The organism is Aeromonas tecta, assembly GCF_000820185.1.
In the GTDB taxonomy this organism is placed as follows: Bacteria; Pseudomonadota; Gammaproteobacteria; order Enterobacterales; family Aeromonadaceae; genus Aeromonas; species Aeromonas tecta.
This window is the reverse complement of record NZ_CDCA01000027.1, coordinates 54,626-73,982: the sequence shown is the minus strand read 5'-3', so window position 1 is coordinate 73,982 and position 19,357 is coordinate 54,626. Positions and strand designations below refer to the sequence as shown.

The following is a 19,357-nucleotide window of genomic DNA, read 5'->3' as shown; positions in this document are numbered from 1 at the left end:
GTACCGAGCGGGCCCGCCACTACACAGAGGCCTATCAGGCCCACCTCGCCCGCCCCCTTCCGGTACGCCGCGCCTTGGCGCTGGCTCATCACCTGAAGGAGCGCACCATCTGGATCAAGCACGACGAGCTTATCGTCGGCAACCAGGCGAGCCAGGTGCGCGGTGCGCCGCTGTTCCCCGAATACACCGTGGGCTGGATTGAGAAGGAGATAGACGAGCTGGGGGACAGGCCAGGCGCCGGCTTCGCGGTGAGCGAGGCCGACAAGCAAGCCATTCATGCACTCACCCCCTTCTGGCGCGGCCAGACGGTGCAGGATCGCTGCCTTGGCATGTTCACCGATGAGCAAAAAGCGCTGCTGGAGAGCGGCATCATCAAGGCCGAGGGCAACATGACCTCGGGGGATGCCCACCTCGCGGTCAACTTCGACGAGCTGCTCGGCAAGGGGCTGGGAGGTCTGCAGACTCGCGTGAGCGAGCGCCGTGGCCGGCTCGATCTCGCCGACTGGGCAGATCTGCAAAGAGAGCAGTTCCTGCAAGGGGTCGCCATAACCCTTGAAGCAGTCAGCGAGCACATCGAGCGCTACGGCGCCCTGGCTCGCGAGATGGCGGGAAGCGATCCCAGACCGGAGCGCCGCACCGAGCTGCTGCAGATCGCCGCCAACTGCGCTCACATCGCCCACCAGCCGCCAGAGACCTTCTGGCAGGCGCTGCAGCTGTGCTATTTCATCCAGCTCATCTTGCAGATCGAATCCAACGGCCACTCGGTGTCGTTTGGCCGCATGGACCAATACCTCTATCCCTGGTACCGCCGGGAGGTAGAGCTGTCAGAATCCCTGCCCCGAGAGCGTGCCATCGAGCTGCTGCAATCCTGCTGGCTGAAACTGCTGGAGGTAAACAAGATCCGCTCCGGTACCCACTCCAAGGCCTCCGCCGGCAGCCCGCTGTATCAAAACGTCACCATCGGCGGCCAGAACTGGCGCAATGGCCAGGCCCATGACGCGGTCAACGGCCTCTCCTACGCCATCCTGGAATCCTGCGGCCAGTTGCGCTCGACCCAGCCCAACCTCTCGGTGCGCTACCACGCGGGCATGAGCGAGGACTTCCTCGATGCCTGCATCCAGGTGATCCGCTGCGGCTTTGGCATGCCCGCCTTCAACAACGACGAGATCGTCATCCCCGAGTTCATCAAGCTCGGGGTGAGCGTGGAGGATGCCCACCACTACGCCGCCATCGGTTGCATCGAGACAGCCGTGCCCGGCAAGTGGGGTTATCGCTGCACCGGCATGAGCTTCATCAACTTCGCCCGCATCCTGCTGGCGGCGCTGGACGGCGGCCGCGACGCCACCACAGGCCAGGTGTTCCTGCCCCAGTATCAAGCCCTGCGGGACGGCAATTTCGGCTCCTTTGAAGAGGTGATGGCAAGCTGGGACGAGCAGGTACGTTACTTCACCCGCAAGTCCATCGAGATCGACTGCGTGGTGGATACGGTGCTGGAGAGTCAAGCCCACGACATTCTCTGCAGCACACTGGTGGATGACTGCATCGAGCGCGGCAAGACCATCAAGCAGGGCGGCGCCGTCTATGACTGGGTCTCCGGCCTGCAGGTGGGCATCGCGAATCTCGGCAACAGCCTGGCGGCCATCAAACAGCTGGTGTTCGAGCAGGGCAAGGTCGATCAGGCGGTCCTGGCCGAGGCCCTGGAGCAGGACTTCGCCGGGCTGAATGGCGAGCTGCTGCGCCAGCGCCTCACCAATGCGGCGCCGAAATACGGTAATGATCAGGACGAGGTGGATCTGCTGCTGGTGCGCGCCTACCAGAGCTATATCGATGAGCTCAAGGGACTGCATAACACCCGTTTCGGCCGTGGCCCCATTGGCGGCACCTACTACGCTGGGACTTCGTCCATCTCCGCCAACGTGCCCTTTGGCGCGGCCACCATGGCGACCCCGGATGGCCGCCATGCCAGAACGCCGCTGGCGGAGGGGGCAAGCCCGGCCTCGGGCTCGGACAGACTGGGGCCGACCGCGGTGTTCAACTCCCTTGGCAAGCTGCCCACCGCGGCCATCCTCGGCGGCGTGCTGCTCAACCAGAAGCTGAACCCGGCCAGCCTCGAAAACGAGCGGGATAAGGCCAAGCTGATGAGCCTGCTGCGCACCTTCTTCGAGGTGCACAAGGGTTGGCACGTGCAATACAACATCGTCTCTCGCGAGACCCTGCTGGCGGCCAAGGCCGAGCCAGCCAAGTACCGGGATCTGGTGGTGCGGGTGGCGGGTTATTCCGCCTTCTTCACCGCCCTGTCACCGGATGCCCAGGACGACATCATAGCCCGCACCGAACACAGCCTCTGAACGCCGGGCCACGGTGAGTGAAAATGCACATTATTGAGCGTTTTCACCGTCTTATCGCTGCTGGCACAAGATGCTATCATCCCCCCATCGAGCTCAGTCTCTGACGGGTACCTTCATGGCGGCCTCGGCCGCCATGCCATTTCATCGTTCGCATCGAGTCCTTGCCATGAATCTACGCCGCCAACAGATCCTCACCCTGGTCCATCAGGCTCACAAGATGAGCGTGAGTGAACTCGCCCAACACACGGGCGTCTCCGAGGTGACGGTGCGTAACGACCTCACCGCGCTGGAAAAGCAGGGGTTGCTCAAACGGGTGCACGGCTCGGCCATGGCGCTGGACAGCGACGATCCCGACGCCCGCATGAACATCAACTACCTGCTCAAAGAGCGGCTCGCCGAGCGGGCAGCCCAACTGGTGGAAGATGGCGAGACGGTGTTTATCGAGGGAGGCAGCGCCAACGCCCTGCTGGCCCGCCACCTGGCTCTGCACAAGCGGGTGACCATCATCACCATCAGCAGCTTCATCGCCCATCTGCTCAAAGACACCCAGACCCAGGTCGTGCTGCTCGGGGGGCTCTATCAGCAGCAGAGCGAGAGCGTGGTGGGGCCCCTCACCCGCCTCTGCATCGAGCAAGTGCACTTCTCCAAGGCCTTCATCGGGGTCGATGGTTTTCACCCCGACACCGGCTTCACCGGCCGGGACATGATGCGGGCCGACGTGGTCAACAGCGTGCTGGCCAAGGGGGTGACCAACATCGTCATCACCGACAGCAGCAAGTTTGGCGCCATCCACCCCAGCCCCCTTGGCACGCCGGGGCAGATCGGTGTGCTGGTCACCGATGACGCCTTGCCTGCGGCCATGCGCAGCGCCCTCGAAGCCCGTGGGGTGACCCTGCACTGCGTCGCCGCCTGAGCGCCTCTGCGGCGCCATATGGCCGCATATCCATTACACATCGCGGGTTGACGCCCCTCACCCCTTAGCGGTTATGCTCGAGTCTCTGCCCGTGCGCCGGCACCGTCCGGCGCCTTCTCTTATCAAGCCGTGCAGGCAAACAAGGACGAATAATGCAAGCCAAGGACAAGTGTCTGGCCGCCCTGGTCATCCTCTGCTGGGGACTCAACTTCGTGGTGATCAAGTGGGGGCTGGAGGGGATCCCGCCCCTGCTGCTGGGGGCGCTGCGCTTCATCGGGGTGGTATTCCCCGCCATCTTGCTGGTGCCCAGACCCGCCATGCCCTGGCGTTGGTTGCTGGCCTATGGTGGCGCCATCAGCCTTGGGCAGTTTGCCTTCCTGTTCAGCGCCATGAAATTTGGCATGCCGGCGGGCATGGCCTCGCTGGTGCTGCAATCCCAGGTACTGTTCACCCTGCTGTTCGCCATGATCTGGCTCGGGGAGCGCTGGCAGACCCATCACTGGGTGGCCCTGCCCCTGGCGGGCGCCGGCCTCTATCTGATTGCCGCCAACGGCGAGGGCAATCTCACCCTGCTCGGCTTCGTGCTGACTTTGTGCGCCTCCGCCTGCTGGGGTCTTGGCAACGTCATCAATCGCCAGATCGGCCTGCGCTATCAGACCAGCTTACCGAGCCTCATCGCCTGGGGTGGCCTGGTGCCCATACTGCCGTTCCTCGCGCTCTCCTGGCTGTTCGAAGGACCGGAGCGCATCACAGAGAGCCTGCTGCACTTCAGCTGGCAGGGGCTGCTGTGCGTGCTCTATCTCTCCCTGGTCGCCACCTGGCTCGGTTACGGCCTGTGGGGACGGCTGCTGATGCGCTACCCGGTGGCCCAGGTGGCGCCGCTCTCCCTGCTGGTGCCCTGTGTCGGCATGGTGACGGCGGCCCTGTTGCTGGATGAACACCCCAACGCCTTGCAGTGGCTAGGCTCTGGCCTGGTGCTGCTCGGCTTCGTGGTGCATCTGCTGGGAGGGCGCATGAAACTGTTCAAACCTCAGGCGGAACTTTGAGGCATTGACCAAGCGAGGGAAACTTCCCATGATTGAAATAGGCCCTGATGGGCCTGTTATCGTTGAACTTCGGCAGGACGCCCATCATCAGGAGAGCAAGGATATGCTGCACCCTTCGTCACCGACCATGTCACTGTTTCCACGCGCAATACCATTCACTGCATTGGTGGTCCCACTATTTTTTAGCACGTTAAGCTGGTGCGCTGCCTTGCCGGCAGATCTTGTGTGGGAGAGCAACGACACCGACCCAGTCTATGCCGATCCCGCCGCCCAGCGTGGTGGCACCTTCCACGACTTCATGGCAAGTTTCCCGCTCACCTTGCGCAAATACGGACCGGACTCCAACGGCGGCTTCGCGGGTTACATCAGGGAAACCAGCCTGCCGCTGCTTGCCACCCACCCCCTCACCGGCAATCCCATGCCCATGCTGGCCAACCAGTGGGCATTTGGCGCCGATCACAAGACCCTCTACTTCAAGATCAACCCCAAGGCACGCTGGTCGGACGGCCAGCCCGTCACCGCCGACGACTGGCTGTTTACCTTGAAGATGATGCGCAGCAAAGAGATAAACGACCCCTGGTACAACAACTACTACAGCACCCAAATCCAGGATGTCACCAAGTTCGACGACCACACCCTCTCCATCAGCAGTGGCAATGAGAAGAGCCGGCAAGACTTGCTGCAATCCCTCCCCTTTTCTCCCGAGCCGAGCCACGCCATCACGCTCAGCGGCGACTGGGTCAAGGAGTACAACTGGAAGATCCTGCCGGTGACTGGCGCCTATCGACTCAGTGAGGTCAAGAAGGGCAAGAGTGTCAGCTTCGAGCGGGTCAAGGACTGGTGGGGCAATGACGAGCGCTACTTCCAGCACCGCTTCAACCCGGACCGGATCGAGATCAAGGTGCTGCGGGATCAGAACATCGCCTGGCAGCACTTCCTGCGCGGCGAGCTCGATACCTTCGGGCTGGTCATGCCCAACTGGTGGCACGACAAGACCAAGACCGCCGAATTCGAGAAGGGTTACATCGACCGGCTCTGGTTCTATACCCAGACGCCGCAGTCGCCGATGGGGCTCTATCTCAACACCGCAGACCCGCTGCTCAAAGACCTCAATGTACGGCTCGGCATCCAGTATTCACTGGCCATCGACAAGATGATCGCGACCTTGCTGCGCGGAGACTACCAGCGCCTCAACAGTTATGGTTCGGGCCAGGGCGCCTTCACCAACACCGACATCAAGGCGCGCCCCTTCGATCCCAAGCTGGCACGCGACTACTTCGCCAAGGCGGGCTTCACCAAGACCGGGCCGGATGGCGTGCTGCAAAACGACAAGGGGCAACCCCTCTCCCTCAGCATCACCTACACCACCGCGGAGCACGCCCAGCGCCTGACCCTGCTGCGGGAAGAGGCGAAGAAGGCGGGTCTTAACCTGGAGCTGAACCTGATGGATGCCTCCGCCGGCTTTAAATCCATGCTGGAGAAGAAACACCAGAGTGCCTGGATGGGCTGGAGCACCGGCCGCTACCCCGCCTACTGGGAGCACTTTCACAAGGTCAACGCCAACAAGCCGCAGACCAACAACATCATGAATATCGATGACGACGCCATCTCCGCCCTGGTGGAGCAGTACGACAAGGCGTTCGACTTTGCCAAGAAGGCCGAGCTGTCACGCCAGATCCAGCAGCGACTGTTTGATCTGGCCAGCTTCGTGCCCGCCTATCAGGTGCCCTATACCCGGGCCGGTGCCTGGCGCTGGATAAAACTGCCCAAGATACCGGCGACGCCCCAGAGCGATCTGCTGTACTGGCCGCTCGACGGTGCCAATTCGGACTACAGCTTTGGCGGCCTGTTCTGGATTGACGAGAAGGTAAAGCAGGAGACGCAAGCCGCCATCAAGAGCGGTCAGACCTTCCCCCCCGTGACGGTGGTCGATACTCGCTATCAACAGCCTTGATGGTGCTGTAGCTGAAATAGAAGACCCCGCACTGTTATTGCCGAGGTCGGCTTGCTACACAATCCGGGAAGCCCAAAACAAAAGACCCCGCTCTATAGCGGGGTCTTTTCATGGCGAGCAGGAGCGAGGGAATTAACCGCGCTTGGCCTGCTTCTGAGCGATGGCGTCGGCCACGTCGGCCGGCTCCAGCACAATGCCTTCCTGATCCGGAGTCGGGAATACGGCGACGCAGAGCTCATCTTGCTCCATGCCATCGACCCAACGCTCCAGCCACACCTTGAGGGTGATGGATTGCGGCTTGCAATCGGCCCACTCGCCTTCGGCCCACGCCTTGGCGTATTCCGGGTGTGGCCAGACCGGGATGCAGTCTTCATCTTCGGTGGTCAGCATCATGACGCCGTGTTCATCGGTCAGGACAAACAGCTCTTCGTGCTCGACCAGCTTGCTGATGAAGTGATCAAAGCGGTAGTCGGCGTTCAGTTGCAGCGCTGCGTTGCGCTCGGTGTCGCTAAGTTCATAGCTCATCGGTCAAGTCTCTCATTCAATAAAGGGCGATATGTTCACATCTTGCCGGCGGCTTGTCCAGCATGAGCATGGGGACAACCACCGGAATGGCTCAGCCCAGCGTCGGGGTGACCAGGGTGATGTCTGGGGTTTCGGTAAAACGCTGGCGCAGCCAGTAGGCAGACTCCACCTCCACGAAACAGAGCTGGTCCCGACCCGCCTGCACGCCTTGCATGATCTGTTCGAACCTGGCCTGCTGCTGCTGCTTCCAGGCGGCAGCCAACTTGGCGCCATGGGCTTCATCCACCACCTCACGACGCAACTCGAACAGGTTATCGGTGATCGGGCTGTTAATCTTGGCCGGGCTGTGCCAATACATCAGCAGGTTATCCAGCATTTCCTCATCGTAACTCGCCAGCGCATCGAGTTCGGGTGTATCCCCTCCGTCGCTGGCCGCAAAGTCACACCACCCCGCCGTGAGCGGTGCCAGCACCTGTGCACGCCCGCCTTTGTCATGCTGGCGCAAGGCGGTGACATCCGCTCCCTTGATGGCCGGCAACCAGAGATCCCCTTGATGCGCATCGAGCAGGGGTAACAGCAAGGAGGAGGCATAGACAGGAAAACGGGGGCCGAGAGAGTGCAGCAGAGATACCAGTGTGACTGTGATCATGAGAGACGCCTTGAGCTGGAAGAGCGGGGACCATGCCTGGTCAGAACGACAAAAGTGAGACTATCCTATCACGTTTAGCAAGGCGCGAGCTGACCCGTCCATCTTGCCGGAGCTGTGTCTGCGGCCAAAAAAACAGCGTTCGCACCACCTTGGCCCGAACAAAGCCCAATACTTTGAGCCAGCGCCCACTAAAGTAAAATCGGGAATGCTAGTTTGCATACATCTTTCGCGTAAGGAGTGCATCCATGAGTGGGATCGACCAGGTTTCTGACGGTTTTGTGAATGAGCTGAAAATACTGGCATGCTTTGATCCGGCCAACATGAGTCAGGGGATCAAGTTACGCAGCGACATGTCTGATGAGCTGTGCCAGGCGGCAGAGCGCCTGCATCAGCGCGGTCTGATCAGTGCCACCGATGGCGGCTATCTGACCCCTTTCGGCATGACCATGCTCGAACATCTTCAACATCTGCTGGTGGCACTCAAACAGAGCTAATTTCTTGCGGTGCCCAGAGTGAAAAGTTGAGTAACTCCCAGCGCTTCCCCTGCCGCAGCAGACAAGCAAACAACAAAGGACCTTCGGGTCCTTTTACCTTGCCATCCACCAGCCACTCTCCCGCCCGCTTTGGCACCGACAGTGCTTTGATTTCATCAGGCAGATCCGTCTTCCCCAACCGTACCTCTATGAACTGCTGGCATACCGTAATGGCATCCTGAGCCACAGGGCTGGGTGCTGGGGATTGTGCAAGGCTGGACAGTGCAACGGTCAACAAGAGTGATGAAAGCATGGTGGTCGTCAGAGGAAAACATGGCTTAATAATATGGCACAAAACAAAAAGCCGTGGCACCAGAGGTACCACGGCTTTCTTAAATTCTGTAAGAATTACAGAGCAGTTACGTTCTCAGCCTGCGGGCCTTTCTGACCTTGGGTCACGGAGAACTGTACGCGCTGGCCTTCAGCCAGGGTACGGAAGCCGTTACCGCTGATAGCGCTGAAGTGAACGAAAACGTCCGGGCCGTTTTCTTGCTGGATGAAGCCAAAACCTTTGGTTTCGTTGAAAAACTTAACGGTACCGGTGATCATGTTAGACATATCTTTAACCTGTATTCAAAAAATTACTTATGCTTTTCAGCGGATAAAGCTCAAAACCGGGATTAACTCATGAGCAACGTAAAAGGATGTAAAACATCATATTCATTGACACAACTAAGCCCTTTCAAGCTGGTTTAGATTATACGTGCCTTTGTCGATTACGCAATCAAATTTGCACCCTGCCAAGGGCAGGGTGCACACGCTTATACCTCCGCCGCTTCCAGTGCCTGAACCAGGGCTTTGAGAAAGCGCGCCGCCTCCCCGCCGGTGCAGGCGCGATGGTCAAAGGTCATCGACAATGGCAGGGCCCGAACCGGCCGCGCCTCCCCGTGGATGAACACCACTTTCTCGAACAACTTGCCTGCCCCAATGATGGCCACCTGCGGTGGCGTGACGATGGGACTGGCGTAACGACCCGCGATGGCGCCAAAGTTGGTCAGCGTGATGGTCGCGCCCTGCAGCATCTCCCGCGGTACGGCGCGGGCCTTCACATCGGTAATCATCCTATCCAGTCCCTGGCGGATATCTGCCCGCTCCCGCTCGGCCACGTTCTCCATCACGGGCACATAGAGACCGTGTTTGGAGTCAACCGCGATGGCTACATTGACCTCCTTGAACAGGCGTCTCGACAGGGTATCGCCATCAAACCAGGCGTTCATGGAAGGTTCGGCGCGGCACGCCACCCCGATGGCCTTGATGAGGCGTACCGTCACGTCTTCGTCCGCGCGCCAGTGGCGCAGGTCAACCTCGTCGGTCAGGCTGACCGGCACCACCGTCTGATGGGACAGTTCCATCGCCTTGGCCATGGCTCGGCGCGAGCCCTTGAGGAACTCGTTGCCGCTCTCTTGCATCGCCTCGAATGCCCCTTGCACGTCCTGCTCTATCACCATGCCGGCACTGCCGCTGCCTTTGATCTTGTCGATGTCGAGGCCGAGCTTTTGCGCCAGCAACCGCACCGCGGGCATGGCCTGCACCAGGCTGCCGCCGGGGGCCATGGCACCCACCACGAAGTGATCCTCGATATGCTGCTGATGGGCGCTCACCTTGCCCACCACAGTGCCATCGTCCTCGCCCCCTTCAAACTCCACCAGAGGGGCGCCGATGTGGAGGATGTCCCCCTCCTGGCCGCACAGCCTAGCGATGACCCCGGCCACCGGCGAGGGCACATCCACCAGCGCCTTGGCGGTTTCTACCGACAGCAACACCTGATCGACACTCACGGTATCGCCGACACTCACCTTCCATTCCACTATCTCGGCCTCGGCCAGTCCTTCGCCCAGATCCGGTAATTTGAAAAATTTCATGACCCGTTCTCCATCCGCTGGGAAATCACCGCACGTTGAAAAATTCCATGCCTGTCGTTTGCGCGGTCGTTCAACCGCCAATCTATGCACAAGGTCATAGCCAATTTTTCTCCATCAGCTGGTGAGCCGCACCCGCGATATCCTGCTCGGTGATGAGGTAATAGGCCTCGTTGCGATAGTAGGGCACGGCGGCGTCCACCCCGGTGAGCCGCTTGGGCGGCGCCTTGAGGGAGGTCAGTGCCTCCTCGGTAACCCGCGCCACTATCTCGGCGCCAACCCCGAAGCTGCCGCAGGCCTCGTGCACCACCAGCAAGCGGCCGGTTTTGCGCACCGAGCTGAGGATGCTCTCCATGTCGAGCGGCTTGATGGTCGCCAAATCCAGCACCTCGCACTGGATATCCTGCTCCGCCAACAGGGCGGCGGCCCGCATCACCTCCTGGATGCAGGCGCCCCAGGCGACGATGGTGAGATCCCGCCCCGGTCGCAGGGTAAAGCAGACGTCGAGCGGCAGGCCGATGCCGTCATCCACCACCTCGGATTTCATGGAGCGGTAGATGCGATCCGGCTCGAAGAACATCACCGGATCCGGGTCTCGGATGGCGGAGAGCAGCAAACCATATGCCCGCTTGGGGCTGGAGGGGATCACCACCCGCAGGCCGGGAATATGGGCGAACAGCGCCTCCACGCTCTCGCTGTGGTGCTCCGGCGAATGGATGCCGGCGCCATAGGGGGAGCGGTAGACCAGGGGGCAGGAGAGCCGGCCACGGGTGCGATTGCGCATCCGCGCCGCCTGACAGATGATCTGCTCCATGCCGGGGAAGATGAAGCCCTGGAACTGGAACTCGGCCACGGGCTTGAGCCCCTGGGTCGCCATACCGACCGCCACCCCGGCGATCAGCCCCTCGGCCAGCGGCGTGTCTATCACCCGCTTGAAACCGAACTTGTCGCGCAGCCCCACGGTGGCGCGAAATACCCCGCCGTTGACCCCCACATCCTCGCCCAGCACCACCACATCGGGGTCATGCTCCATCTCATGATGCAGCGCCAGATTGATGGCTTCTAGCAACGTTATTTCACTCATGCAGCCTCCCCAAGCTCAGAGCCATCTCGTGATGCAATGTCAGGCGGACCGCTTCGAGCAGTGTGATTTCACTCATGATCTGTCTCCCCGCCGTGCAGTTGCATGCCCTTGGCGATGATGCGCTGGCGCTGCGCGCGGTAATCCTTTGGCAGCTCGGCAAACTGATAATCGAGCAAGGTCTCCGGTGCCTGAGGCGCGGTGCCCTCGTAGGCGGCGACGGCGCGCTCGACCTCACGAGCGGCTTCCGCCAGCAAGGCCTGCTCCTGCTGCTCGTCCCACCAGCCCTGCTCGGCCATGAACTGGCGCAGCCGCTTGACCGGCTCCTTGGCCCAGGCGGCTTCCACCTCGGCGGATTCCCGATAGCGGGTGGCATCATCGGCGGTGGTGTGATCCCCGAGCCGGTAGCTGACCGCTTCGATCAGGGTCGGCCCCTTGCCACTGCGGGCTCGCTCCATGGCGGCGCGGGTCGCCTCATAGACGGCCACCACGTCGTTGCCATCGACCTGCAGGCTGCGCACCCCGGCCCCTATGCCCTTCTGGGCCAGGGTGGGGGCGCTGGTCTGCAGCTTGCGCGGCACCGAGATGGCCCACTGGTTGTTGTTGATGATCATCACCATGGGCAGGTGCCAGACCCCGGCGCAGTTGAGCCCCTCCAGGAAATCCCCCTTGGAGGTGCCACCATCGCCGATGGTGACCACGGCGACTCTGGGTTGGTTGCGCAGTTTGAAGGCCGCGGCGATGCCGGCGGCGTGGGTGATCTGGGTGGCGATGGGCACGCAGATAGGTAAATCTTCCGATAATTCGCCATCAGCTTTATAGAAAACACTACCCCGCTCATCCCCGCCCCAATATTGCAGGTTTTGCTCCATGGGCACGCCTCTCACATAGAGGGTCGGCATGTCCCGGTAATAGGGTACGTAGACATCCTCTGGCCGCATGGCGAGCCCGACCCCAATCCCCACCGCTTCCGCCCCCAGGTGGGAGGGAAAGGTGCCGAGTTTGCCGGTTCGCTGCAGCGCGATCGCTTTCTTGTCATAGCTGCGCACCATCACCATGTTGCGGTAGAAGGTGTGCAGTATCGCCTTGTCCAGCCAGGTCGGCAGTGTCGCGACCGGGCGCCCCTCCTCATCGAGGTAACGAAGGAAAGGGATGTCGACATGGGTCATAACTGGCTCCTTGCCGTTGTCAGCGTCACCACCATGAGGTGACCCTCAAAATGTAAACAACATGTTAACTTTATAGCAATGAGAATTCGTCAGGTTAGACCAGTAGAAACTTCTTTAATTTCAGAAAGAAGATGAGATTTTCGGCGAGCAGAAACGAACAAGGGAGCCCTTTCGGGCTCCCTGTCATAGCGGGCACGGGATCATGCCCATCCGTGGATCGGTGCTAGCAGCCAGTCAGGCCGCAGATCCAATGGGCAAAATCGGTGTCAGATCACTCCCACAACCGGGTCGGTACCACCAGCAGCATGGTGCGCTGGCCGATGGCCACGTTGGCGTTGGGAAACACCACTGCCTCCCGCGGTTTCTCTACCCTGTACTGCCGATCCCCGTCCTCTGCCAGCACAAACCCCTGGGGAAACTCGGTGAAATTGTCCACATCGCTGGCAAACAGGAAGCGGAACTGCTCGGAGCGCTTGTTGATCACCCGATCGATGGCGAACAGGGTGAAGTCATCCGCCCGCCAGGGCTCAAGCGCCATCTCGTCCCGGGTCACCAGCTCCTGCAATGCCTGGCGAGCCTCGATGAAGCGGGTCATGTCGTTCTCGCCAAAGGGGCGCACCTTGCCAAGCTCCACCGTGAAGGCGTGGGCGTCATGCTGGTGTGAGCTGTAATAGCTGAAGGTGGTGGTCGGCCCGCCGGAGAGCAGTATGGTGCGCACCCCGCAGGCGCCGAGGAACTGCACCTGCTCTTTGCAGTGGGGCCGCTCGTGGGGGAAGGGATAAACCGCAAACTTCTCGTGGCGCGAGCCGCGAATGGCGGTGTGCAGATCGTAGTGATAGCGGGGCCGCGCGGGGCCTGCGAAGAAGCGGCTCACATACTGCTCGAGGCGCATGGCGCGGATCCGCTCCCGGTTGCACAGCCCCTCCCCCTTGCTGTGGGCGCCGGAGAACAGCCGATTCATGTTCTCTTCTACCTCCCGCAGCCCCAGGTTCATGGCGGCCGGGTTGCCAAACAGGAACAGCACCCGGTGGCGGGTCTGCAGCTCACCGCTGAGCAGCCTGGTCAGCAACTGGTTGCAGATCTCGATGGGCGCGGTCTCGTTACCGTGAACGCCGCAGGAGAGCACTATGTCCTTGCGCCCGCCCGGTTGATCACCTGCGCCGCTGGCGGGCTCCAGGCAGAGCACCCCGGTGTCCCACACGCTCACCTTGTCGCCGTTGGCCAAGTCGAATGCAAAGGGCTCAAGCTGCCACTCGTGGCGGCGGGTCAGGGCCAAAAAGTCATGCTGGGGAATCATCCGTCTCACCCTCTTGTCGGTTCACACTTGTCGATGTCAGACAATGCGGATTATACGCAAGGCGCTCTGGCTTAAAATCAGTTTTTAAACAAATTCAAACAGTAAGGATACAAATGTGATAACAAACGATGACAAATGACGTAATAGGGATGGCGAGCAGGCAGCGTGGACGAACGGGGTATTCAAACTGGGTGGTGCAAGGGGAGATCAGGTCAGCGGTGGCAATACTGGGGACTATCGGCGAAGCAACACTAGCAACAACGAAACACTGTCAGCAGAAAAACGAGGCATCCATGCCCGGCTGATCAACCACGCCAGAACGGCTTGGTGGTCTCTTGATAGCGGTCGGCTTCGTTAAGGCCGATGTCTTTGAGCAGGTAGGCGGGCAGCTCGGAAAGCTGGCGACGACTGCGGCTGCGTTCCAGCCAGGTCAGGACGGTCGTTTTCAGACGAGCAGCCAGATTCGATTGGCTGGAATGCTGGTAACCGGCTTCGGTATAAGTCATGTTGGCCATGATATGGCTCCTCTTTCTGGTTCTGCGCAAGGCTCGGATTTGATGCGCAAAGCTTAGTCAGGCAGAGGAGGCGTCTCAATTGACGAATTTTGATACAAGACATTAGTAAAACTAATGACGCAAGTCGCCTTGAGTAAAACATCAAGCCATTGATTTTAAACAACAATACTCTCTTGTTATTCCGGCCATTTCCCCGGCAGCATTTTCTGCTGCATGGTGCAGTTCTAACTATGCACTTTCCCAAATTAGGTATGCAGCTACCAGTTCCGGCGATCCCGCTCGCAACCTGATGTTTACAGCCAGTTGTTAATCAAGCGATCTTTTATTGATCCTTATTTAACAGGAAGATACAAAAAGAAAACGCTCAAATGGCTATCACATTTGCACTTCGCTCCGGGAGGGGATCGAAGAGGCACTTGGCGCCCTTGTGGCATGCTGGTATGTTTATTTATACAGTAGTTTAGCCAGCGCCGTTTTTCGTCCATCACGGACAAGAATGGCGCCGACCACAGGATTTGCCGATGGATACCTTTACTCCCACCGCCGCCCTGCGTCAACAGATGTTGGTGCTGGAAGATGCCCTGGCCCGCCTCGCCCGGCTACTCGGTCAACTCGAGCCGCTGGAGGCTCATGTCTATCCCCTGCCCGCGGTGCCATTGGGGGAAGAGCATGATCCCATCGACACCATAGAAGTGGGCTATCTGGGCGGCGAGGCCGCGCTGGCCGCCACCCTGGCCGCCTATCAGGATCACAGTGCCCGCCCCGGCTGCTCCACCAAGGCCACCCACAGGCTGCCGGGCTGGCTGCGCTTCCCCGCCGCCAGCGCTGCCCTGTTAACCCCTTTGATCGAAGAGATCAATGGCCACAAACTCGCCTTCAAGGCACTTGTGCAACAAGCGGGCGGACGGGATGAGAAGTTCGAACTGGTGCACAGCGCGCTGCCCGGGGTCATCACCCTGCAGGTCTACCGCAAGCTGACCCTGCTGGAGGGGGAGCTGCATTCGCTGGGCTTTACCTGGGCCGACAAGCAGAGCATCAGTCGCCTCAGCTGCGAGCAGGTGCTCGAGATGCTGGAGCGCAGCCGCCGCTATATCCCGGCGCTCTCCAACAACGAGGAGTGGAGCAAGATGGTGGATCAGGAGGTGTATGACATTCGCCGTCTGCCCGCCGACGCCGAGCTGCGGATCCGGCGGCCGGTCAAGACCCACCCCATGATCAACCTGCTCTGGCAGGACAGGGAGCCGCGCAAGCAGCAGCTCAAGGCGAGCCTGCCGCTGCTGCTCTGCTCGGACACCCCGCCCAGCGTCACCCACCTCGGCCACTACCCGCCCAAGCTGCGCCAGGCGCGGCGGGATCGCAAGATAGGCGGCGAGGCCATCATAGAGCGGCTACATCTCTATCGCTATCAGGGCTAGCCGCTCCCTCAGCCAGACGCGTTGCAGAGATGCCCTGACGCGGGAGATAAGCGCCCTGAAGCCCTGAAAAAAGACGAGGGGGGATGATCACCAAGACCATCCCCCTCTCGCACATGGGCAACCACCGCCGTCATCAGCTCATCAGCAGGGCGCGCAGGCTCTCCACATCCAGGCCACGGACCTCGGACTGACCGCTGAGCAGGCCATCGGCCAGTGCCCGCTTCTCGTCGTGCAGCGCCACTATTTTCTCCTCCACCGTCTGCTCGCACACCAGCCGATACACGGTCACCGGCTGGGTCTGCCCCATCCGGTGGGCCCGATCGCTCGCCTGATCCTCCACCGCCGGGTTCCACCAGGGATCCAGGTGCAGCACGGTATCGGCCTGGGTCAGGTTCAGACCGGTGCCACCGGCCTTGAGGCTGATGAGGAACAGCGGGACAGGTTCGTGACGGAACCGCAGGATGGACTCCTGGCGGGACTTGGCGGAGCAGCCGCCGTCCAGATAGCAGTAGTCCCACTGCTTCTGCTCGATGCGGGCCCGCAGCAGGCTCAGCAGATCGACGAACTGGCTGAACACCAGCACCCGATGACCGCCGTCGATGGCCTCCTCCAGCAGCCCCATGGCCTCGTCCAGCTTGCTGCTGGTCTGACTCCACTCCGGCATCACCAGCTTGGGGGAGCAGCAGAGCCGGCGCAGCCGGGTCAGGCCGCTCAGCACGTGCATCAGGGCACGGCCATCGGCGCTCTGCACCTGCTGCACCACCTCGCGCCGGGTCGCCTCGTAGAGCTGACGCTCCTCGGGGGAGAGGCTGATGTGATGGATGATCTCGGTCTTGTCCGGCAGCTCGGTCAGCACCTGCTGCTTGAGGCGGCGCAGGATGAAGGGGCTGATCACCGCCCGCAGCAGCGCCATGTGCTGGGGATCCTTCACCGCCTTGCCGAAGCGACGCTTGAACTCGCCGAGGCTGCCGAGCAGACCCGGGTTGATGAAGGTGAACAGGCTCCACAGCTCCCCCAGATGGTTCTCGATGGGGGTGCCGGAGAGGGCCAGACGAAAATCCCCCTCGAGCTGGAACAGCAGCTTGGCGCGCTGGGTGCCGGCATTCTTGATCTGCTGGGCCTCGTCCAGCACCATGCTCGCCCAGCGGCGGGACTTGAGTGCCTGCGCCAGGCTGCCGAGCATGCCGTAGTTGACCAGGATGATCTGGCCGGCCCTGGCATCGCGGATCAGCCCTTCCCGCTCGGAGGGCTGCTCGAACACCACCACCTCCAGCTCGGGGGCGAAGCGGGCCACCTCCTCCTGCCAGTTGGTGACCACTGACTTGGGCACCACCACCAGCGCCGGGCCGAGATGCTGGCGCATGCGCAGCACGACCAGCGCCTGCAGCGTCTTGCCAAGGCCCATGTCATCGGCCAGACAGGCACCGAAGCCATGGTGGGCCAGGGTCGCCATCCAGCGCACCCCGTCCTTCTGATAGTCCCGCAGCGCCGTCAGCAGCTCGGGGGCACAGTCCACCTCCTGCTGCCACTCCTGCTGCAACGACTGCCAGGCATCATCCCCTGCGGTGGTCACCGCCGACAGCAGGCGGGCCAGCGGATAGGCCAGCTTGTTGTTGATGCGCTGATCGGCGTCCAGCATGGCGCCCAGCATGGTGAGTCGCTCCACCAGCTTGTCGCTCAGCATCAGGCTGGTCTTCTCGTCGAGCTGGACGGTGCGCTGACCCGGGGTCAGCTGGCGCAGGATGAGGCGCAGGTCGAGGATCTGGTGCTCGTCCAGCGCCAGGGCACCTTCAATCTGGAACCAGTCCTGGCGCCGCTCGATGCGCAGGCTGAGGGCCGCCTCGTCGAGGCTCTTGAGGCGGGCGCTGTCCTGATGCCAGTGAATGACCACTCCGGCCTCCACCAGCTCGGGCAGCGAGTTGACCAGGGTCAGCGCCTGCTCACCCTCCAGCTTCCATTCGTTGCCTGGCAGCCCGATGGGCAGCTGGTTGCGCAGCAACTGGGCCTCGCCCTTCTCGGCGGCGAGATCCCGCTGCCAGTAGTGATAATCCCTGACCCCCTGCCGCACTATGGCCTCCCCCTTGCCGAGCGGCAACGGTGGCAGCTCCCCCTGCCGGGTCACCAGCTGGACCACCAGCTGGCCATCCTGCCAATCCAGCTGGACCGAGGGCACCCCGGGCCAGGGGGCGAGTTCGGCATTGCCCTGCAGCCCCGCCACCTGGCTGTGCCATGGCAGCTCGGGGATGGCGTCCAGGGTGCGCTGCAGCTCCGCCAGCCCGGCCTCGGGCAACAGGGGAATGGATTCGAGCGCGGGCAGTCTGTCCAGCAGCGCCTGCGGAGTCAGGATGAGCTGCCACAGGTCCTGGGCCAGGGGCACTATGTGCGCCCCGCGCGCCGCGGCAAGCGGGCTCAGCACGGCGCTCATGCCCTGCTCGGTGGCCACTATCTGCAGCAGGGGGGCGCTGATGGCCAGTTGCAGCTTCTGCCCCTTGGCGTTGAACAGGCGGGGGTGATCGGCGAGCGGTGCCCAGGCCTCCCGCGGCAACTTGCTCATCACCCGTGGCAGGGTGCGCACCAGCGCCCAGTCCGCCTCGTCGAGCAGAGCGGCATACTGGGTGGAGAGCAGGGCCGGATCGACCCGGCGGCCAGCGGTCCACTCCCCCTTGGTGCTCTGCTTCTGGATCTTGCACTCCAGCTCGGGGCCATCGGCATGGAGCAACCACACCAGCCGCTCCTGCGCCTTGCGTACGCCGCTGGAGCGGCCCAGCCCCTGCAGCCAGTTCAGCCAGCTGGCCGAGGCCGGGGTCTTGTCATCTTCATCTTGCTCGTCGGTCATATCTGGCTCACTGGCGACGTGCAACTGCTGCAGCGGAGGGTGCTCTGCCGCCAGCCCCAGCAAGCCGCGCAGCAGATCCTGACAGAAGGCCATCAGTCGATGACGGGGTTCGGCCTCCAACACATGAGAGAGATCCCACTTGTGCAAGATGGTCACCTGAGGGCTCTGTTCGCCATGGCGCGCGAGGGCACAGAGATCGAGCCAGAGATAGCCCCAATGCAGCTCTTCCAGCGGCAACTGCAGGGTATCGAACAGACCGACCGCCTGGCCGTGGCGATCACCGGCCCACTGCCCCAGCAGATCGCTCAACAGCGGGCACTGATTGCCGAGGCTGCGTTGCCATTTCTTGCGTTGCTCGTTGGCGAGCACCAGATCGGCCTGTTGCAGCCACCCCAGCCAGAGCAGGGCGCTGAACATCCGCGGCCAGGGCTCCTGCCCCTGCCACTGGCCAAGCGCGGCGAGTAGCCGCTCGGCCAGGGGCTGGTCAGCTGACTGCTCGGCCAACAGTTGCAAGGCGGGCCAGTGAGTGATCACCTCGCCGGTAGGGCTGCCGCAGAGCCACTCCCACTCCGCGGCCAGCGCCTCTACCCGACTCGCTAGGGCGGGGGCGCAAGCGGCCGCGCCACTCGCCAGCGGCCAATGCGCATCAGGTTCGGCGTCGAGCAGGGCCTGCAGGGCGAAGTGTTCCAGCAGCAACTGCTGCCATGCTGGGCTCGCGCCAGACAACAGACGGTGGGCATCCGGCAAATCCAGCAGACTCAAGAGCTCTGCGCTCTGATAGTAGGTAGGGATCTGGCCCGTCTCCCCCAGGCAGAGCTCACGCACCAGCGCCTGCGCCATCTCCTGCCCGGTGACCGAGGGTACCCGCGTCCAATCCGGCATCGGGCATGCACCTTCGCGTACCGCCAGGATCAGTGCCAGGGTCCCTTCTGCCGTCAGGCTCCACTGATGCTCTCCACGCAGCCGCACCAGCCCTTGCTGCTGCAATTGAGTCAGCTTGTCGATCAGCGCCTGCCCGAGCGGCAGCTGATCTTGCAAATAGCGGGTACTGGCGGCGCGCTGCAGTTGCAGCTCGCTGAGCAGGGCATAGCAATCCGAAGAGAGGGTGAAGGCTGACATCAGAACTCGTGGGCAGGTGCAAAGGCGGAATTTTAACGGGAAAGCGGCGGCGGCTCGACCCTTTACCGCGAATTAGTACAAAAAAAACCGCTTGGCTC

General features: G+C 61.9%; 16 protein-coding genes. 6 read left to right on the top strand and 10 right to left on the bottom strand.

Annotated features, from left to right (window positions below):
• The 4 genes from BN1137_RS11560 to BN1137_RS11545 form a co-directional block, all read left to right on the top strand.
• On the top strand, window positions 1-2,348 hold a 2,348-nt coding region (locus tag BN1137_RS11560), incomplete at its 5' end, for a formate C-acetyltransferase/glycerol dehydratase family glycyl radical enzyme (protein WP_050718752.1).
• Between the two features lie 166 nt (window positions 2,349-2,514).
• Window positions 2,515-3,261: a DeoR/GlpR family DNA-binding transcription regulator gene (locus BN1137_RS11555; protein WP_050718751.1), complete on the top strand. Its 747-nt coding sequence runs from the start codon at window positions 2,515-2,517 to the stop codon at window positions 3,259-3,261.
• Window positions 3,262-3,413: 152 nt separating this feature from the next.
• The gene (locus BN1137_RS11550) at window positions 3,414-4,307 is read left to right on the top strand and encodes an EamA family transporter (protein ID WP_050718750.1); all 894 of its coding nucleotides are present in this window, start codon (window positions 3,414-3,416) and stop codon (window positions 4,305-4,307) included.
• A gap of 103 nt (window positions 4,308-4,410) precedes the next feature.
• A complete protein-coding gene (locus BN1137_RS11545; RefSeq protein WP_050718749.1) occupies window positions 4,411-6,261 on the top strand; it encodes an extracellular solute-binding protein in 1,851 nt (616 codons plus the stop codon).
• 132 nt (window positions 6,262-6,393) lie between these two features.
• Here the strand turns inward: BN1137_RS11545 and BN1137_RS11540 are convergent, their stop codons facing one another.
• The gene (locus BN1137_RS11540; RefSeq protein ID WP_033130508.1) at window positions 6,394-6,786 is read right to left on the bottom strand and encodes a DUF2750 domain-containing protein; all 393 of its coding nucleotides are present in this window, start codon (window positions 6,784-6,786) and stop codon (window positions 6,394-6,396) included.
• Between the two features lie 91 nt (window positions 6,787-6,877).
• Window positions 6,878-7,435, bottom strand: coding sequence for a hypothetical protein (locus BN1137_RS11535; RefSeq protein WP_050718748.1), 558 nt, complete (start codon window positions 7,433-7,435; stop codon window positions 6,878-6,880).
• Window positions 7,436-7,680: 245 nt separating this feature from the next.
• Here BN1137_RS11535 and BN1137_RS11530 point away from each other — a divergent pair, with 245 nt between their 5' ends.
• Window positions 7,681-7,929, top strand: coding sequence for a TIGR02647 family protein (locus BN1137_RS11530; protein ID WP_050718747.1), 249 nt, complete (start codon window positions 7,681-7,683; stop codon window positions 7,927-7,929).
• On the opposite strand, the gene BN1137_RS22000 is transcribed toward BN1137_RS11530, so the two are convergent.
• The 7 genes from BN1137_RS22000 to BN1137_RS11500 form a co-directional block, all read right to left on the bottom strand.
• A complete protein-coding gene (locus tag BN1137_RS22000; protein WP_083443440.1) occupies window positions 7,916-8,221 on the bottom strand; it encodes a hypothetical protein in 306 nt (101 codons plus the stop codon). The genes BN1137_RS11530 and BN1137_RS22000 overlap by 14 nt on opposite strands.
• Window positions 8,222-8,316: 95 nt before the next feature.
• Complete coding sequence (locus tag BN1137_RS11525; protein ID WP_005331438.1) at window positions 8,317-8,526, bottom strand: cold-shock protein; 210 nt, start codon at window positions 8,524-8,526, stop codon at window positions 8,317-8,319.
• Between the two features lie 203 nt (window positions 8,527-8,729).
• A complete protein-coding gene (locus BN1137_RS11520) occupies window positions 8,730-9,830 on the bottom strand; it encodes a dihydrolipoamide acetyltransferase family protein (protein ID WP_050718746.1) in 1,101 nt (366 codons plus the stop codon).
• A 94-nt stretch (window positions 9,831-9,924) separates the two neighbouring features.
• Window positions 9,925-10,911 (bottom strand): alpha-ketoacid dehydrogenase subunit beta, encoded by a 987-nt coding sequence (locus tag BN1137_RS11515; protein WP_050718745.1) that lies wholly within the window; start codon window positions 10,909-10,911, stop codon window positions 9,925-9,927.
• Between the two features lie 68 nt (window positions 10,912-10,979).
• Entirely contained in the window at window positions 10,980-12,077 is a 1,098-nt protein-coding gene (pdhA, locus tag BN1137_RS11510) for a pyruvate dehydrogenase (acetyl-transferring) E1 component subunit alpha (RefSeq protein WP_050718744.1), read from the bottom strand.
• A gap of 271 nt (window positions 12,078-12,348) precedes the next feature.
• Complete coding sequence (gene astE, locus BN1137_RS11505) at window positions 12,349-13,374, bottom strand: succinylglutamate desuccinylase (RefSeq protein ID WP_050718743.1); 1,026 nt, start codon at window positions 13,372-13,374, stop codon at window positions 12,349-12,351.
• A gap of 305 nt (window positions 13,375-13,679) precedes the next feature.
• On the bottom strand, window positions 13,680-13,889 hold the full coding sequence (locus BN1137_RS11500; protein ID WP_050718742.1) for a DUF1127 domain-containing protein: 210 nt from the start codon (window positions 13,887-13,889) through the stop codon (window positions 13,680-13,682).
• Window positions 13,890-14,410: 521 nt separating this feature from the next.
• Here BN1137_RS11500 and BN1137_RS11495 point away from each other — a divergent pair.
• A complete protein-coding gene (locus tag BN1137_RS11495) occupies window positions 14,411-15,304 on the top strand; it encodes a DNA replication terminus site-binding protein (protein WP_050718741.1) in 894 nt (297 codons plus the stop codon).
• 133 nt (window positions 15,305-15,437) lie between these two features.
• Here the strand turns inward: BN1137_RS11495 and BN1137_RS11490 are convergent, their stop codons facing one another.
• Window positions 15,438-19,259 (bottom strand): DEAD/DEAH box helicase, encoded by a 3,822-nt coding sequence (locus BN1137_RS11490; RefSeq protein WP_050718740.1) that lies wholly within the window; start codon window positions 19,257-19,259, stop codon window positions 15,438-15,440.
• Window positions 19,260-19,357: the final 98 nt, after the last annotated feature.